24 protein-coding genes and 1 tRNA gene are annotated in these 26,004 nt (G+C 72.0%); 19 read left to right on the forward strand and 6 right to left on the reverse strand.

The window, feature by feature from the left end; translation table 11 throughout:
- Nucleotides 1–15: 15 nt before the first annotated feature.
- Nucleotides 16–531, reverse strand: a complete 516-nt coding sequence (locus tag CTZ28_RS24255) for a sigma-70 family RNA polymerase sigma factor (protein ID WP_121891793.1) — start codon at nucleotides 529–531, stop codon at nucleotides 16–18.
- A gap of 1,039 nt (nucleotides 532–1,570) precedes the next feature.
- Here CTZ28_RS24255 and CTZ28_RS24265 point away from each other — a divergent pair.
- The 9 genes from CTZ28_RS24265 (at nucleotide 1,571) to CTZ28_RS24305 (ending at nucleotide 9,946) form a co-directional block, all read left to right on the forward strand.
- Nucleotides 1,571–3,985, forward strand: a complete 2,415-nt coding sequence (locus CTZ28_RS24265; RefSeq protein WP_398656617.1) for an ATP-binding protein — start codon at nucleotides 1,571–1,573, stop codon at nucleotides 3,983–3,985.
- Nucleotides 3,986–4,079: 94 nt separating this feature from the next.
- Nucleotides 4,080–4,514 carry a roadblock/LC7 domain-containing protein gene (locus tag CTZ28_RS24270; RefSeq protein WP_121891795.1) on the forward strand — a complete coding sequence of 145 codons (435 nt, stop codon included), beginning with the start codon at nucleotides 4,080–4,082 and terminating at the stop codon, nucleotides 4,512–4,514.
- On the forward strand, nucleotides 4,511–4,888 hold the full coding sequence (locus CTZ28_RS24275; protein ID WP_121891796.1) for a DUF742 domain-containing protein: 378 nt from the start codon (nucleotides 4,511–4,513) through the stop codon (nucleotides 4,886–4,888). The genes CTZ28_RS24270 and CTZ28_RS24275 overlap by 4 nt, the downstream gene beginning before the upstream one ends.
- Nucleotides 4,866–5,465: a GTP-binding protein gene (locus CTZ28_RS24280; protein WP_121891797.1), complete on the forward strand. Its 600-nt coding sequence runs from the start codon at nucleotides 4,866–4,868 to the stop codon at nucleotides 5,463–5,465. The genes CTZ28_RS24275 and CTZ28_RS24280 overlap by 23 nt, the downstream gene beginning before the upstream one ends.
- Nucleotides 5,466–5,538: 73 nt before the next feature.
- Nucleotides 5,539–6,132, forward strand: coding sequence for a GAF domain-containing protein (locus tag CTZ28_RS24285; RefSeq protein ID WP_121891798.1), 594 nt, complete (start codon nucleotides 5,539–5,541; stop codon nucleotides 6,130–6,132).
- 170 nt (nucleotides 6,133–6,302) lie between these two features.
- Nucleotides 6,303–7,331, forward strand: coding sequence for an L-threonine 3-dehydrogenase (gene tdh, locus CTZ28_RS24290; protein WP_121891799.1), 1,029 nt, complete (start codon nucleotides 6,303–6,305; stop codon nucleotides 7,329–7,331).
- Nucleotides 7,332–7,392: 61 nt separating this feature from the next.
- Nucleotides 7,393–8,586, forward strand: coding sequence for a glycine C-acetyltransferase (locus CTZ28_RS24295; RefSeq protein WP_121891800.1), 1,194 nt, complete (start codon nucleotides 7,393–7,395; stop codon nucleotides 8,584–8,586).
- A 31-nt stretch (nucleotides 8,587–8,617) separates the two neighbouring features.
- Nucleotides 8,618–9,520: a LysR family transcriptional regulator gene (locus CTZ28_RS24300; protein WP_121891801.1), complete on the forward strand. Its 903-nt coding sequence runs from the start codon at nucleotides 8,618–8,620 to the stop codon at nucleotides 9,518–9,520.
- A gap of 66 nt (nucleotides 9,521–9,586) precedes the next feature.
- A complete protein-coding gene (locus tag CTZ28_RS24305) occupies nucleotides 9,587–9,946 on the forward strand; it encodes an MmcQ/YjbR family DNA-binding protein (protein WP_183154556.1) in 360 nt (119 codons plus the stop codon).
- Nucleotides 9,947–10,031: 85 nt separating this feature from the next.
- On the opposite strand, the gene CTZ28_RS24310 is transcribed toward CTZ28_RS24305, so the two are convergent.
- Nucleotides 10,032–10,943: a transketolase family protein gene (locus CTZ28_RS24310; protein ID WP_121891803.1), complete on the reverse strand. Its 912-nt coding sequence runs from the start codon at nucleotides 10,941–10,943 to the stop codon at nucleotides 10,032–10,034.
- Between the two features lie 34 nt (nucleotides 10,944–10,977).
- Nucleotides 10,978–11,685, reverse strand: coding sequence for a thiamine pyrophosphate-dependent enzyme (locus tag CTZ28_RS24315; protein WP_121891864.1), 708 nt, complete (start codon nucleotides 11,683–11,685; stop codon nucleotides 10,978–10,980).
- 147 nt (nucleotides 11,686–11,832) lie between these two features.
- Between CTZ28_RS24315 and CTZ28_RS24320 the strand changes: the two genes are divergently transcribed.
- Nucleotides 11,833–11,906: transfer RNA gene (locus CTZ28_RS24320), tRNA-Pro, on the forward strand.
- A 56-nt stretch (nucleotides 11,907–11,962) separates the two neighbouring features.
- On the opposite strand, the gene CTZ28_RS24325 is transcribed toward CTZ28_RS24320, so the two are convergent.
- A complete protein-coding gene (locus tag CTZ28_RS24325; RefSeq protein WP_259471778.1) occupies nucleotides 11,963–12,463 on the reverse strand; it encodes a MarR family winged helix-turn-helix transcriptional regulator in 501 nt (166 codons plus the stop codon).
- A gap of 58 nt (nucleotides 12,464–12,521) precedes the next feature.
- Between CTZ28_RS24325 and CTZ28_RS24330 the strand changes: the two genes are divergently transcribed.
- From CTZ28_RS24330 to CTZ28_RS24370, 9 genes are all read left to right on the forward strand, one after another.
- Entirely contained in the window at nucleotides 12,522–13,391 is an 870-nt protein-coding gene (locus tag CTZ28_RS24330; RefSeq protein ID WP_183154557.1) for an SDR family NAD(P)-dependent oxidoreductase, read from the forward strand.
- 174 nt (nucleotides 13,392–13,565) lie between these two features.
- Nucleotides 13,566–15,800 (forward strand): MMPL family transporter, encoded by a 2,235-nt coding sequence (locus tag CTZ28_RS24335; protein WP_121891804.1) that lies wholly within the window; start codon nucleotides 13,566–13,568, stop codon nucleotides 15,798–15,800.
- 191 nt (nucleotides 15,801–15,991) lie between these two features.
- Nucleotides 15,992–17,290 carry a sensor histidine kinase gene (locus CTZ28_RS24340; protein ID WP_121891805.1) on the forward strand — a complete coding sequence of 433 codons (1,299 nt, stop codon included), beginning with the start codon at nucleotides 15,992–15,994 and terminating at the stop codon, nucleotides 17,288–17,290.
- Nucleotides 17,287–18,069: a response regulator gene (locus tag CTZ28_RS24345; RefSeq protein WP_121891806.1), complete on the forward strand. Its 783-nt coding sequence runs from the start codon at nucleotides 17,287–17,289 to the stop codon at nucleotides 18,067–18,069. Before CTZ28_RS24340 ends, CTZ28_RS24345 begins: the two co-directional genes overlap by 4 nt.
- Before the next feature lie 156 nt (nucleotides 18,070–18,225).
- On the forward strand, nucleotides 18,226–18,423 hold the full coding sequence (locus CTZ28_RS24350; protein ID WP_121891807.1) for a ferredoxin: 198 nt from the start codon (nucleotides 18,226–18,228) through the stop codon (nucleotides 18,421–18,423).
- Entirely contained in the window at nucleotides 18,420–19,541 is a 1,122-nt protein-coding gene (locus tag CTZ28_RS24355; RefSeq protein ID WP_183154558.1) for an NAD(P)/FAD-dependent oxidoreductase, read from the forward strand. The genes CTZ28_RS24350 and CTZ28_RS24355 overlap by 4 nt, the downstream gene beginning before the upstream one ends.
- A 14-nt stretch (nucleotides 19,542–19,555) precedes the next feature.
- A complete protein-coding gene (locus tag CTZ28_RS24360) occupies nucleotides 19,556–20,782 on the forward strand; it encodes a cytochrome P450 (protein ID WP_220795401.1) in 1,227 nt (408 codons plus the stop codon).
- Between the two features lie 224 nt (nucleotides 20,783–21,006).
- Complete coding sequence (locus CTZ28_RS24365) at nucleotides 21,007–22,287, forward strand: metallophosphoesterase (RefSeq protein WP_121891809.1); 1,281 nt, start codon at nucleotides 21,007–21,009, stop codon at nucleotides 22,285–22,287.
- 172 nt (nucleotides 22,288–22,459) lie between these two features.
- Nucleotides 22,460–24,274: an ABC transporter ATP-binding protein gene (locus CTZ28_RS24370; protein WP_121891810.1), complete on the forward strand. Its 1,815-nt coding sequence runs from the start codon at nucleotides 22,460–22,462 to the stop codon at nucleotides 24,272–24,274.
- 13 nt (nucleotides 24,275–24,287) lie between these two features.
- Here CTZ28_RS24370 and CTZ28_RS24375 read toward each other — a convergent pair whose 3' ends face one another.
- Both CTZ28_RS24375 and CTZ28_RS24380 read right to left on the reverse strand, forming a co-directional pair.
- Nucleotides 24,288–24,815: an NUDIX hydrolase family protein gene (locus CTZ28_RS24375; protein ID WP_183154567.1), complete on the reverse strand. Its 528-nt coding sequence runs from the start codon at nucleotides 24,813–24,815 to the stop codon at nucleotides 24,288–24,290.
- A gap of 42 nt (nucleotides 24,816–24,857) precedes the next feature.
- Nucleotides 24,858–26,003, reverse strand: a complete 1,146-nt coding sequence (locus tag CTZ28_RS24380; protein WP_183154559.1) for an amidohydrolase family protein — start codon at nucleotides 26,001–26,003, stop codon at nucleotides 24,858–24,860.
- Between the last annotated feature and the right edge of the window lies 1 nt (nucleotide 26,004).

Genomic DNA, 26,004 nt, shown 5'->3' on the forward strand with positions numbered 1-26,004 from the left:
GGTGGTCGGTCCCCTTCACCCGGTCCGGAACTCGCGGCGCAGGGCCTCTAGCGCGTAGTGGTTGCGCGACTTGACCGTGCCCGGCGGCACACCGAGCACACGGGCGGCCTCGGCACGGGTGCAGTCGTCGACGTGGACGTGGAACAGCACTTCACGGTGCTCGGGCGTCAGCCGCGCCATGGCTTTGTGCACCATGTGCCGGTCCACCACGAGGTCGGCTATGTCGCCGGTGGCATGGGCCGGGTGCGGGAGGTCGTCCGGGCTGATGCCGACGGGAATCGCCCGGTCCCGGCGATGGGCGTCGATCGCGAGGTTGCGGGCGACGCGGAACAACCAGGCCTGCAGGCGCTGGTCGCCGTGCTGGTCCAGTTCGTCGGTGGTGAGCCATGCGCGCAGCATGGTCTCCTGCACGATGTCCTCGGCGCGGTGCCGGTCGCCCGAGGCGTACCGCGTCACATAGCGCAGCAGGCGGGCTCGATGACGCTCGGCGACGGGGGCGGCGGGTCCGGCATCCGGTGGAACATGGGACATGCTCTGCTCCAAGACGCACTCGGGTGGGACAGCAGGTGGACGGGAAGGAGCGCTTGGGAAAACTGTATTGACGTCATATCACTTTCGCTTGGGTGCCCTTCTTCGGAAAGGCGGCAAATTGGGCAGGGAAACCTCAGACAAAGCTCTGAACTTTTCTGCAGCCCCGATCCGGTGCCCCGATCCGTCGCCCCGATCCGGCGCACGGCGCGGGCCGGTCGGCAACTCCTCGCCCGGACAGGGCATTTCCGGGTTTGCTACGGGTCGTCCGCCCGTTTCCCGCGGCCCACTGTCCGTTTGAGTGACCGCGTGCCGCCCGCTTGCCCGCTTTTCCTTGCACGGGAAAGCGATCCGCGGTTACGCGCAGGAGAATCCGGATCATGACCGGCATTTGGCGCGGCAGCGCCGAACGCGAGGCGAAGGAAAGCCGGGGACGCCGAACTGCCGTACCGCGATCCGTGCGCCGCGAAGGCGGCCCGCCGGCGGCCCCCGGGAGCCGGCCGTCGCTGCCCGGCCGGAGCCGTCGGTCGGCAGACACGCCCGGTGACGCTCCGAGGTGGGGTCCGAGGTGCACGGGGTGCGGGCGAGGCTGCCCGGCCGAACGGCCGGAGACGGACAAGAGGGAGGAAGCGGGCGTCTCGTGAGGGTCGGAGCGCGAGGGTCCCCCCGTCCTCGCCGACTGTTCATGACCGCTTCTGACTAGGTCAGATCGGTATCTTTCGGTTCGATTTCGCGTTCCCCGCCGGATTATCGGGCTGCCGTACGAGCTCTCATACCAGAGCGGGACCCAACGCGGGAGACTTCGCCAACTGCCCACCGCACGTGACACACAGACGACTACTGTCAGTGTCCGTCGGCCGGGCAGGGCCGGATGCCGCACGTCATCGGCCCCCTCGACCGGCACCGCGATGGCGCATGCCCACGTCGTGCACCCCGCGCGAGGAAACCGGCCCGACGGACGAGTACGAGGACACCGATGTCTCACCTCCGTGCACCGGCCCCCCGCGCCGACCGCCGAGAGGGCGGCCGGCACGGGCGACCGGTGACCCGCCCCGTTCCCGCGCTGCCCGAGGCGCACGTACGGCCCCAACTCCTGCGCCTCGCCGTGCTGCCGCCCCTCGCGGTCGCGCTCAGCGCGAGCGCGGCCGTCCTGTTCACCGTCCGCGCCACCGGCGCACGACCCGACCTCGCCCTGTGGAGCGTGCTCGCCGGAGCGGTCTCGGTGACCGTGGCCGGCATCGCGATCGCCGCCGTCGCCGCGGACCGCGCCGCCCGCGCGGTGAGCGACCGCCTCGCCGCGCTGCGCCGCAGCACCGCGCGAGGCGAGGCCGACCTGCGCGCCCTCGTGGAGAGCCTGCGACGGGGCGACGGGGCGCCACCGCGCAAGCCGCGCGGCGGACCGCCCGCGGACGCCGACGACTTCGAACTGCTCGCCGCCGATCTGTCCCGCGCCCATGACGGCGCCGTGCACGCCGTCGTCCAGGCCGCCCAGCTCTCCAGCCAGGCCGGCAGCGAACAGAAACTGGAAGTATTCGTCAACCTCGCCCGGCGGCTGCAGTCCCTCGTGCACCGGGAGATCTCCATCCTCGACGAGCTGGAGAACGAGATCGAGGACCCCGACCTGCTCAAGGGCCTCTTCCACGTCGACCACCTCGCCACCCGCATCCGGCGCCACGCCGAGAACCTCGCCGTGCTCGGCGGCGCCGTCTCCCGCCGCCAGTGGAGCAACCCGGTGTCCATGACCGAGGTGCTGCGCTCGGCCATCGCCGAGGTCGAGCAGTACTCCCGGGTCAAGCTGGTACCGCCGATCGACGGCGAACTGCGCGGCCACGCCGTCGCCGACGTCATCCACCTGCTCGCCGAACTCGTCGAGAACGCCACCGTGTTCTCCGCCCCGCAGACCCAGGTGCTGCTCCGCGCCAACCTCGTCACCTCCGGGCTCGCCGTCGAGGTGGACGACCGCGGCCTCGGACTGCCGCTCGCCGAGCAGCAGAAGATGAACGCCCTGCTCGCCGACCCCGACCAGGTCAACGTCGCCAGCCTGCTCGCGGACGGCCGGATCGGACTCTTCGTGGTCTCCCAGCTCGCCCGGCGGCACGGCATCAACGTCCGTCTGCAGACCAACATCTACGGCGGCGTCCAGGCCGTACTCGTCGTCCCGCAGGCCCTGTTGGGGACGGCACCGGGCGCACCATCCGGCAGCCGGGGGACGGCTCCCACCGCGGTCCCGGCGGGAGAGCGGAGCCGGTCCACGGAAGGAAGCCGCGGGGCAGGGGCGGCCGGGACCTGGAACGGGCCCGGCGACACCGGCACTTCGGGCGCGGCTCCGGGCGAGGCGTGGAGCCCGCCCGGGGAGTCCAGGACCACCGAACCAGCGGGCGGGCCGACCGGGCGACCGGGCGCTCCCCCCGAGCCGTCGACCGGCCGACGGCGCCACGCCGCACGCGACTCGACCGGAGCCACGGGAGCCGACGGAGCCACGGAGTCTGCGGGAGCCGCCGGGGCCACGGCGCCCGCGGCAGGCGACGGCGGTGCGCAAGCGCCGCTGCCGGTGCGCGGTGCCCATGAGGAACGGCCCAACCCGGCGGAGGCCGTGCCCGGCATCCGGTCCGGCGACCGGTGGTCCGTCGACCGGCAGGCGGGCATGGTGCCCACCCCGCGCGGCGGCACCGTGCGCGGCACCATGGACCGGCCCCGGCTGCCGCGCCGCCGCGCCCAGGAACACATCGCGCCCCAACTGCGCGGCGGCCCCGCCCCACGCCCCGGGCCGGAGACCCTCGGCGGACACGACCCCGGCCTGATGGCGGCCTTCCAGCGGGGCATCGGACTCGCCGAGGCCCAGCAGGACATGGAGTCGACACCGCCCCACACGGAGCCGCCCCACACGGAGCCGCTCCACATGGGCGTGGCCCACATCGACGCGGCTCACATGGGCGCGGCCCACCCAGAGGGGGCGCCCGTACCGGGGAGTTACCTGGAGGGGGCCCACATGGACGGGGCGTCCGTGGAGGCGCCCCCCACGCACCGGCCGCACAGGGACGCAGCGCACACGGACGTGGCGCACATGGATGCAGCGCACGTGGACGCAGCGCCACCGGACGCGGCGCGCCACACCGCGGCCCACACCCATGTGACCCACACCCACGCCCTCCCCATGGATCTGGCCCACAGAGAGAGGGCCCACACAGAGGGACAGCACATGGCCGCGGCCCACACGGACGGGTCGCATACGGACGGGCCCCACACGGAGGCGGCCCCCACACGCGCGGCCCCCACACACGCGGCCCCCACGGACGCGACCCACATGGACGCGGCCAACGCGGAGGCGGTCTACGTGGAGGGCGGCTACCTGGGTGCGGCGCCGCACACCGACACCGCCGCCGCACCCGAGCCGCACGCCCGCGCGTTCCACTCCGATCCGAGCGTCCGCCCCGACGGGAGCGCACCCACGGGATGACGACACTCGTCCCCGCCCCCGTCTCCACCCACACCCCCACACCCCCACACCCCGCACCCCCACACCCAGCACGACCCCAAGGAGCCGATCCATCATGGCGAGTGATGTGCCGACCGCCCAGGTATCCGACCTCGACTGGCTGATGAGCGGCCTGGTGCAGCGCGTACCGCACACCACCAGCGCGGTGCTCCTGTCCTGCGACGGGCTGGTGAAGTCCGTCCACGGACTCGAGCCCGACAGCGCCGACCACATGGCGGCCCTGGCCTCCGGCCTGTACTCCCTCGGCCGCAGCGCGGGCGTCCGGTTCGGCGGCGGCGGGGACGTCCGCCAGGTGGTCGTCGAACTCGACTCGACCCTGCTGTTCGTCACCACCGCCGGCTCCGGCACCTGCCTCGCCGTGATGGCCGGCCGCGAGGCCGACGCCGCGGTGCTCGGCTACGAGATGGCGATGCTGATCAAGAGCGTCCGCCCCTACCTGGTGACCGCGGCCCGGCAGCACGCCGACGAACCCCCGGCGATGAGGCCTTGAGCGTCACGGCGGCCGGTGAAGGGCCGTGGCTCGACGATGCGGCCGGACGGCTCGTGCGTCCCTTCACGGTCAGCAACGGCCGTACCCGGCCCACCATCGCGCTCGATCTGCTGTCGCAGGTGATGGCCACCGGCGCCGACACCCTCGGCTATCTCGGCCCCGAGCACGCCCAGGTGCTCGACCTGTGCCGTGCACCCGTCTCGGTCGCCGAGATCGCCGCCCAGCTGCGGCTGCCGGCCGTCGTCACCAAGGTGCTGCTCGCGGACCTCGTCGACTGCGGGGCGCTGACCGCCAAGCCCCCCGCCTTCCACCACAACCCCACTGACCGGTCTCTGCTGGAGGCAGTGCTCGATGGACTACGACGACAGCTCTGACCCGTTCCCCACCGCGCTCAAGATCCTGGTGGCGGGCGGGTTCGGAGTGGGCAAGACGACCTTCGTGGGGGCGGTGAGCGAGATCGCGCCGCTCAGCACGGAGGAACTCCTCACCACGGTCAGCGCCGCGACCGACGACCTCGACGGGATCGAGAACAAGGTCGAGACGACCGTGGCGATGGACTTCGGGCGCATCACGCTCGGCCCGGAGCACGTGCTGTACCTGTTCGGCACGCCCGGGCAGGAACGGTTCTGGTTCATGTGGGACGAGCTGTCCGAGGGCGCGCTCGGCGCGGTGATCCTCGCCGACACCCGCCGGCTCGAAGACTCCTTCGCCGCCGTCGACTTCTTCGAGGAGCGCGGCCTCGGCTTCGTCGTCGCCATCAACGAGTTCGACGGCTCCCACCGCTACGAGCCCGAGGAGGTGCGCGCCGCCATCGGCCTCGATCCGGCGATCCCCGTCGTCCGCTGCGACGCGCGCATCTCCAGCTCCGGCATCCAGACACTGCTCACCCTCGTACGCCACCTGATCGCGCACACCCCGGCCCCGGCACCCAGCCACGGCGCCCACAGGTGAAACCCGCACACCGCTCATGGAGCACATATATGAGGGACGCCCATAGGTACGCCCGCAGGGACGGAGCCCGGCCATGAGCTACGAGCCGCCACGGCCGGCCAGGGGGCTGCTGGTCACACCGGAGGACCGGGACGCGCCCGCCCGCGTGCGGCGACTGCGCCGACTCGGCCTGGGGGAGTGGCCCGAGCCCGCGCTGGACGCCCTCGTGTACCAGCTCGCCGAGCTGACGGACGCACCGTACGCCATGGTCAACTTCATCAACGAGGAGCGGCAGTTGTTCGCCGGCCTGTGCACCCCGGCCATCCGGCCGCCGGGGCTGACCGGACACGGCGGGCACGGCGGACACGACAGGCCCGTGATGGGCCGCCGACTGCCCCGCGACCATGGTTTCTGCCCCCATGTGATGGTCCGGCGCAAGGCACTCGTCCTGGAGGACGTCCGCGACTACCCGCGCTTCGCGGGCAACCCGGTCGTCGACACGTTCGGCATCCACGCCTACCTGGGCGCGCCGCTCGTCGACAGCACGGGAACGGTGCTGGGCACGGTGTGCGTCGCCGACCTCGTACCGCGGCACTGGGGGCGGACCAGTCTCGACACCGTCAAGTCGACGGCCGCCGACCTCGCCGTACGGCTGGAGCGACGCGAGGCCGACGGCCTGCCACTGTGAGCCGAGCGGGCCCGGCAGCGCGTTCAGGAAAGCTGTGGCGGCGGTTAAGAAAACCTCGATGGACCGGGCCTCGCGCATGCGGCAGATTGCTACGGGAATCCACTCTCGTCCCCGCCGCGGGCTCCTTCGGCCTGCCCGCGGCCGGGACCCGACCCACAGGAGCCGTAGCGTTGAAGGCGCTGGTCAAGGAGAAGGCGGAGCCCGGACTGTGGCTCACGGACGTCCCGGAGCCCGCCGTCGGGTCCGGTGACGTGCTGATCAAGGTCCAGCGGACCGGGATCTGCGGCACCGACCTGCACATCCGGTCCTGGGACGGCTGGGCGCGGCAGGCGATCCGCACGCCGCTCGTCATCGGCCACGAGTTCGTCGGCCAGGTCGTGGAGACCGGCCGGGACGTCTCCGACATCGGGGCCGGCGACCTGGTCAGCGGCGAGGGCCACCTGGTGTGCGGCAGATGCCGCAACTGCCTGGCGGGGCGCCGCCATCTGTGCCGGGCCACGGTCGGCCTGGGCGTCGGCCGCGACGGCGCGTTCGCCGAGTACGTGGTCCTGCCCGCCGCCAATGTCTGGGTGCACCGGGTCCCCGTCGACCTCGATGTCGCCGCGATCTTCGACCCGTTCGGCAACGCCGTGCACACCGCCCTGTCCTTCCCGCTGGTCGGCGAGGACGTGCTGATCACCGGCGCCGGGCCGATCGGTCTGATGGCCGCCGCGGTGGCCCGGCACGCGGGCGCCCGCAACGTCGTCGTCACCGACGTCAGCGAGGAGCGGCTGGACCTGGCCCGCAAGATCGGGGTGAGCCTCGCGCTGAACGTCTCCGGCGCGTCGATCGCCGACGGGCAGCGGGAGTTGGGGCTGCGCGAGGGCTTCGACATCGGTCTGGAGATGTCCGGCCGCCCCGAGGCCCTGCGGGACATGATCGCCAATATGACGCACGGCGGCCGGATCGCCGTCCTGGGTCTGCCCGCCGAGGAGTTCCCGGTGGACTGGGCCCGGATCGTCACCTCGATGATCACGATCAAGGGCATCTACGGCCGGGAGATGTTCGAGACCTGGTACGCGATGTCGGTCCTGCTGGAGGGCGGCCTCGACCTCGCCCCGGTGATCACCGGCCGGTACGGCTACCGCGACTTCGAGGCGGCGTTCGCGGACGCGGCCGGCGGCAAGGGCGGCAAGGTCATCCTCGACTGGACCGCCTGAAGCCCGCCCCGCTCCGCGCACCCCTCCGCCTCACTCGCCCCCGCATCTGATGGAGACCCTCATGTTCGACTCCGTACGCGACGACCTGCGCGCCACCCTCGACGAGATCCGTGCCGCCGGCCTGCACAAGCCCGAGCGGGTCATCGGCACCCCGCAGTCCGCGACCATCGGCGTCACCGCCGGCGGCCGGCCCGGCGAGGTCCTCAACTTCTGCGCCAACAACTACCTCGGCCTCGCCGACCACCCCGAGGTCGTCGCCGCCGCCCACGCCGCCCTGGACCGCTGGGGCTACGGCATGGCGTCGGTGCGCTTCATCTGCGGGACGCAGGAGGTCCACAAGGAGCTGGAGGCGCGGCTGTCCGCGTTCCTCGGCCAGGAGGACACCATCCTGTACTCCTCCTGCTTCGACGCCAACGGCGGCGTCTTCGAGACACTGCTCGGCCCGGAGGACGCCGTCATCTCCGACGCGCTCAACCACGCCTCGATCATCGACGGCATCCGGCTGTCCAAGGCCCGCCGCCTCCGCTACGCCAACCGTGACCTCGCCGACCTGGAGGCCCGGCTCAAGGAGGCCGCCGACGCGCGCCGGCGCCTGATCGTCACCGACGGCGTCTTCTCCATGGACGGATACGTCGCCCCGCTCCGCGAGATCTGCGACCTCGCGGACCGCTACGACGCCATGGTCATGGTCGACGACTCGCACGCCGTGGGCTTCGTCGGCCCGACCGGGCGCGGCACACCCGAGCTGCACGGCGTCACGGACCGCGTCGACATCGTCACCGGCACCCTCGGCAAGGCCCTCGGCGGCGCCTCCGGCGGCTATGTCGCCGCGCGCGCCGAGATCGTCGCCCTGCTGCGCCAGCGTTCCCGGCCGTATCTGTTCTCGAACACCCTCGCCCCGGTGATCGCCGCGGCTTCCCTGAAGGTCCTCGACCTGCTGGAGTCGGCGGACGACCTGCGGGTCCGGCTCGCCGAGAACACCGCGCTGTTCCGCCGCCGGATGACCGAGGAGGGCTTCGACGTCCTGCCCGGGGACCACGCCATCGCGCCGGTGATGATAGGCGACGCCGCGGAGGCGGGCCGGCTGGCCGAACTGCTGCTGGAGCGGGGCGTGTACGTGATCGGCTTCTCCTACCCGGTGGTGCCGCAGGGCCAGGCCCGCATCCGGGTCCAGTTGTCCGCCGCGCACTCCACGGACGACGTGCACCGCGCGGTCGACGCGTTCGTCGCGGCTCGGGCCGCGCTGGCGGCGTGAGCGGCCCGGACATATTGCGATAATCGTCCGCATGATCGAGGCGCGGCGGCTCCATATCCTCCGGGCGGTGGCCGACCACCGTACGGTGACGGCGGCGGCCGCCGCGCTGTACCTCACTCCCTCCGCGGTCTCCCAGCAGCTCGCGGCCCTGGAGCAGGAGACGGGCCACCGCCTGGTCGAGCGGAGCGCCAAGGGCGTACGGCTCACCCCGGCCGGGGAGATCCTGCTCGGCCACACCAATGCCGTCCTCGCCCAGCTGGAGCGGGCCGAGGCGGAACTGGCCGCGTACGGCTCCGGCGAGGCGGGCACGGTCACGGTGGCCGCCTTCGCGACCGGGATCGCCCAGGTCGTGGCCCCGGCGGTGGCCCGCCTCGCCCGGACCGCGCCCGGCATCCGCATCCGCGTCCGGGACGCCGAGGGCGACGCCAGTGTGCCCATGGTCCTGGACCGGCAGGTGGACGTGGCGGTCGCCGTCGAGTACCGCGGCGCCCCACCCGCCGACGACCCGCGCCTGACCCATGTCCCGCTGTACGCCGAGCCCTTCGACGCGGTCGTGCCGCTCGACCACCGGCTGGCCGGCGCCGCCGTCGTCCCGCTCGCCGAACTGGCCAAGGACCCGTGGATCGGCCCGTACCCGGGCAACCCCTGCCATGACGTGGTCGTCCTGGCCTGCGAGAGCGCCGGGTTCCAGCCGCGCCTGGAGCACTCCTCGGACGACTTCCGCGCGGTCGTGGCGCTGGCCTCGGCCGACGCCGGTGTGGCGCTCGTCCCGCGCTCGGCGCTGCGCGGCATGGACCTGTCGGGCGTGGTCGTCCGTCCCGTGCACGGAGTGGCCCCGACCCGCCGGGTCTTCGCTGCGGTACGGCGCGGAGCCGAGGGTCACCCGCTGATCCGGCCGGTGCTGGACGCACTGGACGAGGCCGCCCGGACGTGAGCGTTCCGTACCGGGCTGTGCCGGGTGAGCGGGCCGCTGTCAGTGGCGGCGGCTACCGTGCCTGTCATGCCGGACGCCGAAGACGTACGCCGTATCGCCCTGTCCCTGCCCGAGACGACCGAGAAGACCGCCTGGAGCATGCCCACGTTCCGGGTGGCCGGGAAGATGTTCGCCACGCTGCCCGAGGACGAGACCTCCCTCGCCGTGCGCTGCCCCAAGGAGGAGCGCGACGAACTGGTGCTGGCCGAGCCGGAGAAGTTCTGGATCGCCGGACACGAGGCCCAGTTCGCCTGGGTCAGAGCCCGGCTCGCCGCGCTGGACGACGAGGCCGAACTGCGGGACATCCTCGCCGACTCCTGGCGCCAGGCGGCCCCGCCCCGGCTCCTGGAGGCCCACCCGGCGGTGGGGCTGCCGGGCGGCCCGTGATCCGCTGGGCGTCGCCGTGGCACGACCCGACGGCGACAGCGCCAGCGGCGGACGGCGGGGGAGCGGGCAACGGCCCGCGCGCCGCTCAGGCCCGGGCCGGCACGGCGACGAACGCCCCGATCCGCTCCCGCAGGCTCGCCGCGTCCAGCCCGTGCGCGGCGACATGCTCCTCGACGGTCCCGTACTTCCGCAGCTCGCGCCGCCCCACCCCGAGCCCGAGGATCCGGTGCGGGACGTCGACCAGCGCCTCGCTCACCGCCCCCGTCGAGGTCCCGGCCAGATACGGCTCGACGAGGACCACATCGGTGCCCGCCGCCTGGGTGGCCCGGCGCAGCGCCGCCGCGTCGAAGGGCCGCACCGTCGTCGCGTACAGGACGGTGACCTCGAGCCCCTCGGTGGCGGCGAGCACGGCGTCCAGCATCGGACCGACGGCGACGACGACACCGGCGCGCCCCTCCCGGACCGTGCGCAGGCCCCGCCCGTCGACCCGGTGTCCCCGCCGGTTGGCCGACTCGGACAACCGGACGTACACCTTGTCGTCGCCGGCCGCGACCGCGTGCCGCAGCAGGGTCTCGGCCTCGTCCGGGTGCCCCGGCACCTGCACGGTCCAGCCGTCCAGGGTGTCGAGCAGCGCCACGTCGCCCGGCGCCATGTGCGTATAGCCGCCGGCCGGCCAGTCGAACGAGGCGGCGGCGCTGACCAGCACCGCCCCCGCGTTCTGATGCCCGAGATCCAGCTTGACCTGCTCGAAGGGGCGCTCCACCAGAAAGCTGGCGAAGGTGTGCACCACCGGCCGCATCCCGGTCAGCGCCAGCCCGGCCGCGGCCCCGACGAGCAACTGCTCACGGATGCCGACATTGATCACCCGGTGCGGATGCCGGCGCATCGCCTCGGCCAAGGCGACCTTGCCGATCTCGGCGACGACGACCGCGACCCGCGGATCCTCGTCGAGCAGGTGGGTCACGACGGGGGCGAAGCGGTCGCGCATGGTGTCCATGGGTGTCGAGCCTCCTTGGGGAAGTACGGGGAGATCAGCCGGACTTGGGTTCGACGCGGGCCACGACGACGTGCGGGCGGCCCGGGTGCGCGGCGGTGAAGGCGGCGTACAGCGCCTCGTGGTCACGGCCGTCGACGGTCACGGCCGACCAGCCCGCCGCCTCGAAGCGGGCCGCGATCCCGCCGGGCCGGGCGTGGCCGGCGGAGGCGTTGTCGACGACGACGGTGTGCAGCCGCTCCAGTCCGGTCGGCCCGGCGAAGGCGATCGCCTCGTGATTGCTGCCCTCGTCCAGCTCGGCGTCGCCGACCAGCACCCACACCGCAGGACCGGTCCGCCCCTGGGCCCGCAGCCCCAGCGCCGTGCCCACGGCGATGGGCAGCCCATGCCCCAGCGACCCGCTGCCGATCTCGGCGCCCGGCACCAGCACCCGGTCAGGATGGTGCCCGAGCGGCGAGTCGTACGACCCGAAGCCGGGCAGCCACGCCACCGGCACGAAGCCCTTCGCGGCCAGCACCGCGTAGTACGCCATCGGCCCGTGCCCCTTGCTCAGCAGGAACCGGTCCCGGTCCGGATCCGCCGCCCGCTCCGGCCCGACCCGCAGCACCCGGTCGTAGAGCACCCACAGCACGTCCAGCGTGGAGGTGGCCGCGGGCCCGTGCTTCTCGTCGCCGGTCATCAGCCCCATCAGCCGGGGCAGGTCCGCATGGGTGTACGCGCGCCCGCGTTCCTCGGTGATCGTCATACCGACCACCGTGCAACCTCAATCAGACTTCAGGTCAAGCGTCGCGCCGTGTGTCGGCTCCCGACAAACCGGTGCGCGATCACCGGCCCGAGTACGGTATGGTTTCCCTGCGCGTTCAGACGGGGGAAACCCCAGGTCAAACGGCATCGGGATGTGGCGCAGCTTGGTAGCGCACCTGACTGGGGGTCAGGGGGTCGCAGGTTCAAATCCTGTCATCCCGACTCGTGAGAGTCGTAGGTCAGGGCCGGTTCCGGAGGCATCCGGAACCGGCCTTTGGTCATTCTTGGGAAGCCGTCGGATGCCGGTGTCCTCGACGGGCGTCGGCGGGTGACGCGACGGCCGTGTCGAGTCGGGCGAGCAGCGCCTGGAGGCTTGCCAGTTGCTGCCGGTCGAGTGAGCCGAAGACCTTGCGCAGGGCGTGTGTTCCTGCTTCTTCCGCTGCTGCCAGCGTGGTGCGGCCCTTGTCCGTCAGGGACACGGTCTTGCGGCGCCGGTCGTCGGCATCGTCGGCGCGGGTGACCAGGGCGAGGCGTTCGAGTCCTTCCACGATCTGGGTGACGGAACGGGGCGCCTGGCCGAGGGCGTCGGCGAGCTGGGCCTGGTGCAGCGTGCCGTGAGCGGCCAGCGCCTGAAGGACCTTGGTGCGGGACAGTGACAGTCCCGCGGTCGACAGCATGTGCCGGTCCACGTCTTCCCGTACGCCGTAGGCGAGGGTGAGGAAGGCCAGTCCCACCTGTTCGGGGCCGCTGCCGACGGTGATCGCTTCGTACTTGCTCATGGTGTCGGGTATCCTCTCACAGAGAACTCTTGAGGTACCTCACGAATGGAGTGAAGTGATGGACCATCCCATCGCCGTGATCACCGGAGCCACCTCGGGACTGGGCCGTATCACCGCACTCGACCTGGTCGGCCGCGGCTACCGCGTCGGCGTGGTGGCCCGCTCCCGTGCCAAGGCCGACGCCCTCGTGGGCGAGCTCAAGGCGGTGGCCGACGACGCGCCGGTCGATGTCTTCGACGCGGATCTGGGCCTGCTCTCGCACGCCCGCCGGGTCGGTGAGGAGATCGCCGCGTACTACCCGCGGGTGGACGTGCTGATCAACAACGCTGGTCTGCACGCGTTCTCCCAGCGCATGACCACCGAAGGCTTCGCGGAGATGACCGCGGTCAACTATCTGGGCCCGTTCGTCCTGACCCAGGCTCTGACCGGCAAACTCCTGACGTCGGCGCCGTCCCGGATCGTCAACGTCGCCTCCGAGGCGTCCCAGCAGGCCGGGACGATCGCACCGGCCGAGGATCTGCGGCACGTCGCCCCCTACACCCGCCGCGAGTCGATGCCCTTGTACGGGCGGACCAAGCTGATGACCATCATGTGGACGCAGGAGCTGGCGCGGCGCCTGGATCCCGCGAAGACCACCGTCAACTGCTGCGACCCCGGCTTCAACGCCACCGGTCTGGGACGGGACCTGCCCGGCTCCAGGGTTCTCCAGGGCATTCTGAACACGCTGCGCATCGGTGACCCGCGCAGGGGTGCCGGCATCATCGTCCGGCTGGCCACCGACCCGGCGTTCGCGCGCACCAGCGGCGGCTATTTCTCGGTGCGCGACGCCAAGCCGCTGGAGTGCCCCGAGCCCGGCCGGGACCCTCGCGTGCAGAAGGAACTGTGGGACGAGACCGTGGCGTTGCTGGCGGCCCGTGCAGCCGGTTGAGGTCCGGTGGCTCCGTCTCAGGGATGACGTCCGACCGGTACCGGGGTACCGGCCTCGGCGCGGATTCAGTCTCCAGTAGCTCAAGCCGGTCACGCCGGCCTTCTACGTTGTGGGTCCGGAGCCTGTCAGGCCCGCTTTCACACATCCTCATTTCTCCTGGTGGGAGTAGTTTTCGTGGCCACCTTCCTCTACCGGCTCGGCCGGCTCGCCTTCCGACGGCGCAGGCTTGTGCTGCTGGCCTGGGTCGTGGTGCTGGTCGCCGCAGGCATCGGCGTCAGCAGCGTCTCCGGCAGCACGACGGATGACTTCACACTTCCCGGCACCCAGTCGCAGCAGGCCATCGACCTGCTGGAGAAGGAGTTCCCGCAGGCCTCCGCCTCGGGTGCCACCGCCCGCGTGGTCATCGAGGCGGCGGACGGCAAGAAGCTGACGTCGACCGTGCACAAGCCGCAGGTGGCAGGACTGGTCGACGACCTGCGCACGGCGCCGCAGGTGGCGAGTGTGGTTGATCCCCTCTCCAGCGGCCTCGTATCCGCCTCGGGCACCATCGCCTACGCCCAGGTCACCTACGCCGTGCCGCAGGCGGACATTTCCACCGCTGCCTCCGACGCGCTGCACGACGTCGTGCGGCGCGGTGCCGACGCGGGTCTGGCCGTCAGCCTGGGCGGCAACGCGGTCCTGGACGAGGGGGAGAGCAACGCAGCGGAGCTCATCGGCCTGCTGGTCGCAGCGTTTGTGCTGGTGATCACGTTCGGTTCGTTGCTCGCGGCCGGGCTGCCGCTGCTGTCCGCGATCGTCGGTGTCGGTGTCGCACTGTGCGGCGTCACCGTCGCCTCGTCGTTCGTGGACATGGCCTCCAACGCGCAGACTCTGGCGTTGATGCTGGGCCTGGCGGTGGCGATCGACTACGCCCTGTTCATCGTCTCCCGCTACCGCAGTGAGCTGCGGGAGGGCCACCGGCCGGAGGAGGCCGTCGGGCGGGCGCTGGGGACGGCGGGTTCGGCGGTGGTGTTCGCCGGGCTGACAGTGATCATCGCACTGGTGGGTCTGTCCGTCATCGGCATCGCGATGCTGACCACCATGGGGCTGGCCGCGGCCTTCGCCATCACCGTCGCGGTCCTGGTCGCCCTGACCCTGTTGCCGGCTCTTCTGGGCTTCACCGGCACCCGCGTGGCCAACGGCCGGTTCACCACACGCCGTTCGCGCGCCGTGCAGCGAGGCCGCGGCACCCCCATGGGGGTGCGCTGGGGCCGCTTCGTCACCCGCCACCCCTGGAAGATGCTCCTGGCCTCCGTCGTCGGCCTCGGTGTGCTGGCTCTTCCGGCCATGTCGCTGCGGCTGACCCTGCCGGACGACAGCATGGCTGCTCCGGGCAGCACCCAGCGCGTGGCCTACGACACGCTCAGCAAGGGCTTCGGGCCGGGCTTCAGCGGCCCGCTGACCGTGGTCGTCGACGCGCGGACCAGCGACGACCCCAAGGCCGCGGCGAAGGACGCCTCGGCCTTGCTGGGCCGGCTGGACGATGTCGCCACGGTGCGGCCGCCGGTGTTCAACAAGGCCGGCGACGTCGCCCTGATCAACGCCGTTCCGGCCAGCTCGCCGACCAGCCAGGCGACCGTGGATCTGGTCGCCGACATCCGTGAGCGCGGTACGGCCTTGGCGAAGGCCGGTGGCGCGCAGCTGATGGTGACCGGCACGACCGCTCTCAACATCGACGTCTCGGCCAAGCTCGGCGAGGCGATGGTGCCCTACCTGGCCATCGTCGTCGGCCTGGCACTGATCCTCCTGCTGCTGGTGTTCCGCTCGGTGCTCGTCCCGCTCAAGGCGGCCCTCGGCTTCCTGCTCAGCGTGGTCGCCACCCTCGGTGTGCTGGTGGCCGTGTTCCAGTGGGGCTGGCTGAAGGACCTCTTCGGGGTCGACGAGACCGCGCCCATCGTGAGCCTGCTGCCGATCCTGCTGATCGGTGTCGTCTTCGGGCTCGCCATGGACTACGAGGTCTTCCTCGTCTCCGGGATGCGCGAGGCGTACGTCCACGGCGCGTCCCCCACCGAAGCGATCGTCACCGGCTTCCGGCACGGGGCCCGCGTCGTCACCGCCGCGGCCATCATCATGATCTCGGTGTTCGCCGGGTTCCTCCTCGACGATGTCGCCCTGGTGAAGTCGATCGGCATGGGCCTGGCCGCCGCGGTCCTCTTCGACGCCTTCGTGGTCCGCATGACCATCGTCCCGGCCGTGATGACCCTGCTCCAGGACCGGGCCTGGTCGCTCCCCGCCTGGCTGGACCGCGTCCTGCCCAACGTGGATGTGGAAGGCGAAAAGCTGCGCCACACCCTTGACGTTCGCGACACGGACGCGCCCGATCCCGCCCTCGCGGGCCGGGAACCGGCTTCCTTCACCCCTCTTGGCTAGGCGCCCGTTCACCGGTTCCGCCCGTCGGCTCCTTGTCCGGGGCCGGCGGGTGGCCCGGACCCGGAGAGCGGAGGGCACTGCTCCGTCCTCCGGCGATGCGGTTGTCCGGGCCCCCGCACGCCCCGCCCGCCGGTCACGCCCCCGAGGGCCGGCGGGCGGCCTGACCCCTGGACCGCGAAGGCCACCCCGTCATGACCGACCCGACCACCCCGGCGCCCACGCACCGGACCGCCACGCGTGCCTCCCGACTGCCCCACTCGCTGACCAGCGACCCGGACCAGCGCGTCACGGTGTCGATCATCAGCGGGCTGGCCGCGTGGCGGATGCTCGACCGGGACCACCCGCAGCTACGGCGGTGGGCCCTGCCGGCGTTCTGCGTCGTCCTGGGCCTGCCCTCCCTGCTCAACCCGGCCAACCGCGCCCATCTGCCCAGCGAGATCGTCCTCACCCTCGCCTACGCGGTGCCTCTGCTGTGGCGCGAACGCCGCCCCGGCCTGGTCTTCGCCCTGACGACCATCGCCTCGGTACTCGCTCTGCCGCTGAACGTCCTCAACGGTGCCGACTCCGCCCGGATCGTCGCGCTCTACAACGTCGGCCGCTACGGCACCCCGCGCCAGCTGGCCGCCGCCTGCACCGTCACGGCCGCCCAACTCATCGTGTGGACCCTGACGTTCTGGGACAGCGGCCACCTGCAGCACGCCAAACGGCCCGAGATGATCACCCTGCTCGCCATGCTGGCGGTCACGGCCTGCGCGGGCCTCGCCTTGACCGGGCGGCTGGCGAAGGCGTACATCGTGGCCCTGGAGACGGAGCGGGACCAACAGGCCCGTCTGGCGGCCGCGCAGGAACGCACCAAGGTCTCTCGCGAGATGCACGACATCCTCGGCCACACCCTCGCCGTGATCGTCGGCCTGGCCGACGGAGCCGCGGCCCTGGCCAGGACCCGGCCCGAACGCTCGGCCGACACCCTGCACCTCATCGCCGACAGCGGGCGCGAAGCCCTGGCTGAGCTGCGCCGCCTGCTCGTGGTCATCGACGACCGCGCTGCGGACACGGAGGATGCCCCGCTGGCCCCGCAGCCGACTCTGGAGAGCCTCCCGGCGCTGCTGAACCGTGTGCGGGCCGCCGGCCCCGCCGCCACGCTGCGCACCGACGGCGACCTGACCGCGCTGAGCAAGGGAGTGCAGCTCACCGCCTACCGCATAGTTCAGGAAGCCCTCACCAACACCCTCAAGCACGCGGCCGCGGACACGCGTGTCGCTGTGGACGTGAGCACCGACGGCAGTACCGTCCACGTCACCATCGAGGACTCCGGCCCGCCGCGCCGCGAGAACACCGAACACCCCAGTGGACAGGGCCTGCTCGGCATGCGCCGGCGTGCCGCCCTCTACCGGGGCCACGTCCAGGCCGGCCGCACTCCCTCGGGCGGCTGGCGCGTCCACACCGCCCTCAGCGCGCCCACCGTCGCCTTGGAGAAGCACCGCACATGACCACCGTTCTCATCGTCGACGACCAGACCCTGCAACGGCTCGGCTTTCGCATGCTGCTCGAAGCCCAACCCGATATGACCGTCGTCGGCGAAGCCGCCCAAGGCCACGACGCCGTCCGTATGACCGCCGAGCTACGCCCGGACGTCGTCCTGATGGATGTGCGCATGCCCGGCCTCAACGGCATCGAGGCCACGCGTCGCATCGTCGACTCCGGCGGCCGCTCCCGCGTCCTGGTCCTGACCACCTTCGACCTCGACGAGTACGCCTACGAAGCCCTGCGCGCAGGCGCCGCGGGCTTCTTCCTCAAAGACGCACGCCCCGAGGAACTCGTCGTCGGCATCCGCGCCGTGGCTGCCGGTGACTGCGTCATCTCCCCCAGCCTGACCCACAGGCTGATCGACGCCTTCACCACGGCCCGCTCCCATCAGCACCCGTGCTCCCCCCGGCTCACCCGCGAACAGCAGCACCGGCTGGCCGAGTTGACCGAGCGGGAACGCGAAGTCCTCTCGGCGGTGGCCACCGGGTGGTCCAACACCGAGATCGCCGCCGCACTCCACCTGGCCGAATCCACGGTGAAGTCCCACGTCAGTCGCATCCTCGCCAAGATCGACGTCCGTGACCGTGTCCAAGCGGTCATCTTCGCCTACGACGTCGGTCTCGTCCGCCCCAACCGATCCCGCGTACCGCAGCCCGCCCGGCACGCGGGTCATCCACAGGTCCTCCCGTCCACCGCGCAGCGCCAGCCTGCCACCAGCCGTCGCGCGGACCGCCACCCCTAGAGCTGAGGTACCACACGATATGCTGAAGTTCGTGAGGCACCTCACTGGTTGAGGGGGCTGCGGCCTTCGCGTCGGGACCGGTCGGCACGGCACCTACCGTCCGGCGGCCACCGCGCGGGCGTCATGGCCCCAGTCGGAAGAGAGGAACCCTGGCACATGAAGGTCCATATCGACGAGCACAGGTGCGTGGCCGGCGGACAGTGCGTCCTCGTCGCCCCGGACGTGTTCGATCAGCGTGAGGAGGACGGCATCGTCGTCCTCCTCGACGACTCCCCGGCCTCCGACAAGGCCGGGGAACTGCAGGAAGCGGTCGTCGTCTGCCCGGCCGCGGCCATTCGCCTGGACCAGGCATGAGGCGTGTGGTGGTGGTCGGCGCCTCGGCCGCGGGGCTGACCACGGCCGAGGCCCTTCGCCGGCAGGGCTTCGACGGCCTGCTCACCATGATCGGCGATGAGCGGCATCCGCCGTACGACCGGGCGCCGTTGTCCAAACAGATCCTCACCGGGCAATGGGGCCCCGAACACCTCCGGCTGCGCCCCGAGTCGGACATCGAGGCCCTGGACCTGGACCTCAGGCTCGGTGTGGCCGCAGCCGGCGTCGACCGGGCGAGGCGCACCGTCGCTCCGGCCGACGGCAGCACCGTGCCCTACGACACGTTGATCATCGCCACCGGCGTACGACCACGCCCCTTCCCCGGCGGACGCGGCATCGCGGGCGTGCATGTGCTGCGCACCCAGGAGGACGCCGTGGCGCTGCGTGATCGCCTCGGCAGTGGTCGCCGCCTGGTGATCATCGGGGCCGGGTTCGTGGGCACCGAAGTGGCTGCCGTCGCACGGCGGCGGGACGTCGACGTCACGCTGGTGGAGTCCGCGGCCCAGCCGCTGGCGCGGATCATCGGCCGCGACGCGGGCCGGTTCCTCACCGGCATCCACCGTGAGCGGGGCGTGCGCATCCTCACCGGGGTGAGGGTCGCAGCTCTCGACACCGCCGGCGATGCCGTGTCCGGTGTGCGTCCGGAAGACGGCCGGCTACTGCCCGCCGACGACGTGCTCGTCGCGATCGGCTCGCTGCCCAACACCGACTGGCTGCGCGGCAGCGGACTCGACATGGGCGACGGCCTCGTCTGCGACGTCTTCAGCCGCTGCGCACCCGGCGTCTACGCAGTGGGCGACGTCGCCCACAACCTGCTCAACCCTGCCGACGCGCAGCCCTTCGCGCCCGTGCCCTACTTCTGGACCGATCAGTGCGAGGTGAGGGTGCAGGCCCATGGATATCTGCCCGGACACGCGGAGAGCGCCGTCCTCGACGGCGACCTGGCTCAGGGGCGGGCCCTGATCGGCTACAGCCGAGGACGCCACCTGACCGGCGTGCTCGCCATCGGCATGCCTTTCGGAGCCGTCCGAGCCTGGCGCACCGCCGTGGCCCGCCGCACCGAATGGGCTGCCGCAGCATCCTTACCGGCACCGGCATGACGAACGGAGCATTCATGACCCCCCAGGACCACGCCGCCCTCCCGCCTCGCTTCCCTCAGGCACGGCCGTCTGCCTGCCCGTTCGACCCACCGCGGGACTACCGGGACTGGCAGCAGCGTGACGGACTGCAGCGCGTCACGCTGTGGAACGGCACCACCGCCTGGTCGGTGACTCGCTACGAGGACATCCGCGCCGTCCTGAGCGACCCGCGCGTCAGTGCCGACGCCCGCAATCCCGGCATGCCCCGCCTGTCGCCGGCCGGAGGGGACCGGGCCGATCAGGAGCCTCCGTTCGTCCGGCTGGACGATCCCGAGCACGCTCTGCAACGCCGCATGCTCACCCGGGACTTCACCGCCAAACACGCCGCGACACTACGCCCCCGGGTGCAGCAGCTCGTCGACGAAGCCCTCGACGAGATGGTCCGCACAGGGCCGCCGGCGGACCTCCTCACCGACTTCGCCCTGCCCGTGCCCTCCCGCGTGATCGCCGTCCTGCTCGGCGTTCCCTACGACGACCACGCCTTCTTCCAGGACTGCAGCAACAAGCTCCTGGACCTGTCACTGCCCGCCGAAGAAGTACGTGCCACCAGCGAGGCGTTCGGGACCTACCTCCGCACGCTGGTCGACAGCAAAGCCGCCGAACCAGGAGAGGACCTGCTCAGCCGCCTGCTCGCCGAACGGGTCAGTACCGGTGAACTGACGGAACAGCAGCTGGTTTCCATGGCCCTGCTCATGTTGATCGCCGGGCACGAGACAACTGCCAACACCATCGCCCTGGGCACCCTCGCGCTGCTGCGCCGCCCCGAGCAACTCGCCTTCCTGCGCGACGCCGAGGACCCGGCCGTCATCGCCCGGGCCATCGAAGAACTGCTGCGCTACCTGTCGGTCGTCGAGAACGTCGTCGTCCGGGTCGCCGCCGCCGATCTCACGATCGCGGGAGAGCACATCGAGGCCGGCGACGGCATCATCGTCAGCCTCCCGGCGGGCAACCGCGACACCGCTCTCCTGCCCGACCGCCCGGACGCCCTCGACCTCACCCACAACGCCCGCGCCCACCTGGCCTTCGGCTTCGGCGTCCACCAGTGCCTGGGGCAGAACCTCGCCCGGATGGAACTGCAGGTGGCCATCCCCTCGCTGCTGCGCCGCCTGCCCACCCTGCGCCTCGCCGTCCCCTTCGAGGAGGTCCCCTTCCGTCAGCAGATGTCCGTCTACGGCGTCACCCGGCTGCCCGTCACCTGGTGAGAACCGTCCCAGCCGACCCGCGGTCCTGGCGATCCATCGCATGAGGCACCTCACTCGATGCGGTGGATCGCCGTGCCGGCCGGCACGACCGGATGCAGCCCTGCCCACACGCCCACCGCACCCGCCTCATCACGGAGCAACCGCGCCCCCATGCCCAGACACACCCGCCCCACCCGCCGTCGGCCGCGTGTGCGTGCCGCGAGCCCCGTCCCGGCGACGGCGGCATGAGCAGCCTCGCCCAGGAAGCAGCCGTCGTCGGCACGAGCATCGTGGTCGCAGCCGCCGCGCACCGCTACCTCTACGTGCGGCTCGTCAAGGGCGTCACAGCCTCCCCTCGGCTGCGCCGCGCCGGGCAGATCACGGCGGTGGTGCTGACCGTCCTGGTTCCTGCCGGTGTCCTGGCCGCCCAGTACGCCGATCCCACACGCATCGCCTGGCTCGTCCGGCCGGTGTTCGCCTGGGTTGCCTGCGCCGCCTACCTCCTGCTCGTCCTCGCCGTCCTGGAGGTTCCCCTGCGGCTGACGGCGCGCTCGCTCGGACGGTCCGGCCGAGCGACCTCCAGCAGCCCCGCACCCGCACCCGACGCAGTCGTCGCCCACCGGCCGCGGCCGGGCCCGGACACGACAGCGGCGGAGACCGCAGAGACCGTTCCAGGCCCGGACACACCGAGCACGGTCGACCGGCGCCTCGTGCTCGCCCGATCGGTCGCTCTGCTGGCCACCGCGACGGCTACAGCCACGACCGGCTACGGCTTCCACCGCGGACTGGGACCGGCCGACATCAAGACGGTGCGGGTGAACCTGCGCCGACTTCACCCGTCCCTCGACGGCATGCGCATCACCATGGCCAGCGACCTCCACATCGGCCCCTTCTTCGGCCGCGCCCACACCGCCCGCAACGTCCGCGCGATCAACAGCACCTCTCCCGACCTCGTCGCGATCGTGGGCGACCTCTCCGACGGCAGCGCCGAAGACCTCGCCGGACACGCGGAACCCCTGGCGCGCCTGCGCTCGACACACGGCACGTTCTTCGTCACCGGCAACCACGACTACCGCCACGACGTCGACGCCTGGATCGACGCCCTCGCCGGCTTCGAGGTCACGACCCTGCGCAACACCCGCACCCTGATCGTCCACCGCGGCGGAGCCCTCGACCTCGCCGGCGTCACCGACATCGAAGGCGAACGCGACCACGACGCCCCCGACTACGACAAGGCCCTCACCGGCCGGGACCGGTCACACCCGGTGATCCTCCTCGCCCACCAGCCCGTCCAGGTGCACGAGGCAGCCCGGCGCGGCGTGGACCTGCAGCTGTCCGGCCACACCCACGGCGGAGGGTTCTTCCCCGGGAACCTGCTCGTCCCCCTGACACAGCCGGTCACGGCGGGACTGGCCACCTTCGACACCACACAGCTCTACGTCTCGCGCGGGGTCGGGGCTTCCCTGCCACCCATCCGAGTCGGAGCCCCACCGGACATCACGGTGATCGAACTGCGCAGCACCTGAGCGACCGACAGCGGCGGCCACCGGCCGGATTCAGGTCGGCGGCCCGGAAAACGCGTGGACTCCGTGAGCGCGCCCGCGGGACACTGCCCGTCCTTGTCCGCCCGTACCGCACGTGGTCCTCGCCATCGGCCGCGTGGGGGTGCGGGCTGTCCTACGACACCACAGGGTTGGGATGGGAACGCCTGAATCGCCTGGGAATTCTCGGCGCAGGGGCTCCGTGCTCCTCGCACTTCGCTACTACGGACGGGAGTTGGCCCGGCTGCGCCGGCTCACGGTGCCCGCGATGCTGCTGCCGGCGCTGGGCAACATCGGCATCGCCTACCTCGCGCCGCTGATCGTCGCCAAGCTCGTCGCCGATCTCGCCGACGACCCCGGAACCACCGTCGGCTCGGCCCTGCCGTACGTCCTCGGCTTCGCCGGTGTCCTGCTGGTCGCTGAGACACTGTGGCGGATCGGGCTGCACTGCCTCAACCGCCTCGACGCCCTCGGCATCGAGCATCTGTACGTGGTCGGCATGGACGAACTGTTCGCCAAGGACGCCGCGTTCTTCCACGACAACTTCGCCGGTTCGCTGACCAAACGGGTGCTGAGCTTCGCCTCCCGCTTCGAGGAGTTCGTCGACACGCTGACGTTCAACGTGGTCGGCAGCTTCGTACCGCTGATCTTCGGCTCGATCGTGCTCTGGCGCTACGAACCGCTGCTCGTCGTCGGCCTGTTGACGATGATCGTGCTCACCGCGGTGTGCGTGGTGCCGCTGATCCGCCGCCGCCAGGCCCTCGTCGACCAGCGCGAGGAGGCGATCGCCCGGGTGTCCGGCCACGTCGCCGACAGCCTGATGAACATGGACACGGTCCGGGCGTTCGCCGCCGAGGAACGCGAAGCGGCCGAGCACCGCTCCCGCGTCGCCGCGTCCCGCCGGCTCACTCTGCGGTCGTGGGACTACGGCAATCTGCGCATCGACACCCTGGTCGCGCCGATGTCCGTGCTGACCAACGCGCTGGGCCTGCTGCTGGCGATCATGATCGGCGGCGGCGAGCACGGCGTGGAGGCCGTCGTCGTCGCCTTCACGTACTACACCAACGCGACCCGGATCATGTTCGAGTTCAACCAGATCTACCGCCGTCTGGAGAGCTCGATGACGGAGGCGGCACAGTTCACCGAACTGCTGCGGACGTCGCCGACGGTGCTCGACCCGGTGTCGCCCGAGCCGCTGCCGTCCCGTCCCGCCGACGTCCGGTTCGAGCGGGTGACCTTCGCCCACGGGGGCGCCGAGCCGCTGTTCGAGGGCCTCGACCTGGCCGTGCCCAGCGGCACGAAGGTCGGGCTCGTCGGCCGGTCCGGCGGCGGCAAGACCACGCTCACCCGGCTGCTGCTGCGGATGACGGACATCGACTCCGGCCGGATCCTGATCGGCGGCCGGGAGATCAGCCGGCTGCGCCAGGCGGACCTGCGCAGCCTGATCGCCTACGTGCCGCAGGACCCGGCGATGTTCCACCGCACACTGCGGGACAACATCGCGTTCGCCCGGCCCGACGCCACCGACGCGGAGATCCGCCGCGCGGCCGAGGCGGCGCACGTCACGGAGTTCGCCGACGCGCTGCCGGACGGCTTCGGGACCATGGTGGGCGAGCGCGGCATCAAACTGTCCGGCGGACAGCGCCAGCGGGTCGCCCTCGCCCGGGCGATCCTGCGGGACGCGCCGATCCTGCTGCTGGACGAGGCGACCAGCGCCCTCGACTCCGAGAGCGAGATCCTCGTCCAGGAGGCGCTGTGGCGGCTCATGGAGGGGCGGACGGCGCTCGTGGTGGCGCACCGGCTGAGCACGGTCGCCTCCATGGACCGGCTCGTCGTCCTCGACCGCGGGCGGATCGTCGAGCAGGGCACCCACCAGGAACTGCTCACCTCGGAGGGCGCCTACGCCAAGCTGTGGCAGCACCAGTCGGGCGGCTTCCTCGACGGCGTCCCGCCGCAGGCCGACCCGCGCTGAGGGCCGCAGCGGGTCAGGACACCTGGCCGACGTAGGCGAGGGCCTGCTTCAGCAGCACCCCGTGCCCGCCCGGCATCTCGCTCTGCACCGCCTCGGACGCGGCCTCCTGCGGCGTGAACCACACCAGGTCGAGCGCGTCCTGCCGGGGGCGGCAGTCCCCGGCCACCGGGACGACATAGGCGAGGGACACCGCGTGCTGCCGCGGGTCGTGGTACGGGGTGATCCCCGCCGTCGGGAAGTACTCGGCGACCGTGAACGGCTGGAGCGAGGCCGGCACCCGCGGCAGCGCCACCGGGCCGAGGTCCTTCTCCAGGTGGCGCAGCAGGGCGTCGCGCACCCGCTCGTGGTGCAGGACCCGGCCGGAGACCAGGGTCCGGCTGACCGTGCCCTCCGATCCCATGCGCAGCAGCAGACCGATGCTGGTGACATCGCCGCTGTCGTCCACGCGCACGGGCACGGCCTCGACGTAGAGGATCGGCATGTGGGCGCGCGCCATCTCCAGCTCGTCGCTGGACAGCCAGCCGGGCGTGGTCTCCGTCATGTCAGACATTGCTTGATCATACTTTCCGGGTGTGGCACGCGCTCAGTCGCGGGCGGGGTCGGATGCGGGCAGTCCGTACAGGCGGCGGGCGTTGTCCCGGCCCGTCCAGGCGGCGATCCGCAGGGCGTCGGTCAGGCTCAGCTCGTCCGCGTCCACCCGGTCCTGGAGCAGCGCGGCGAGGCCCTTTCGGAAGCACAGCGCGCCGAGGTGGTGGAACTCGGCCACACCGTACGCGTCGGAGCTGTACAGCAGTTTGCGGAACGGGGTGATCTCCAGCGCCTCCTCCAGGATCGCCCGGGCCCGGACCGGTCCCGCGTGGTGCAGGGCCAGCCCGACGTCGAGGTACACCTGCTCGAACACCGCGGCCAGAAAGGCGGCGTTGCGCTGGTACGGCCAGCAGTGCAGCAGCAGCACGGGCACGGTGCCACGGGTCAGGTGCAGCCAGTCCGTCAGCAGGGCGGGGTCGGCCCGGTGCAGCCGGATGTCGTCGTCACCGAACCCGGTGTGCAACTGCAGCGGCAGCCCCAGGTCGACGGCGGTCCACAGCAGATGCCGTATCAGCACCGGGTCGGCCAGCCGGCCGCCCGCCGCGAGCCAGCGCCGGGCCGAGCCGGTCACCTCGTCGTCCGCGGGCCGGGCCGGGTCCAGGGCGAGGCCGGTGCGGTAGGCGGCCACCGACTTGACCGCGACCACGCCGGGCCGCCGCACCGCCTGCTCGGCGGCGGCGCGGAACGCGCGCGCGTACTCGCCGGGCTCCACGCCCGCGCGGGCCACCGCCTCGGCGACCGTCTCCAGCCGCACCACCTCGTACGCCGTCGCGCCCGCGGCCCGGGCCAGCTCGGCGGGGGAGGTGAGGGGATGCGGGGCGTACCCGGTGTCGACGCAGAACACCCCGGCCGCCGCCGCGGACAGGAGACGCCGGTTGACCTCCGCCCAGCCCAGGGCGGTGCGCCGGGCCAGATAGTCGGCGGCGGGCGCGTGCCGGGGCAGGTCGAGCAGGGGCGCGCAGTGCCGGCGCACGGCCACGCCGGCCGGGGTGTCGAACGCGGAGATCCCGCTGCCGGGCCGGGCCTCGCCCTCGGTGAGCAGCGACTCGAACGCGGCCGGGGCGAGGTCGGCGGTGACCGCGCCATGGCAGTGGTGGTCCACCAACGGCAGCCCGGCGAGCGCCTCCTGGACCGCGCCCATC

It is taken from the genome of Streptomyces shenzhenensis (assembly GCF_003688995.1).
Classification (GTDB): domain Bacteria; phylum Actinomycetota; class Actinomycetes; order Streptomycetales; family Streptomycetaceae; genus Streptomyces; species Streptomyces shenzhenensis_A.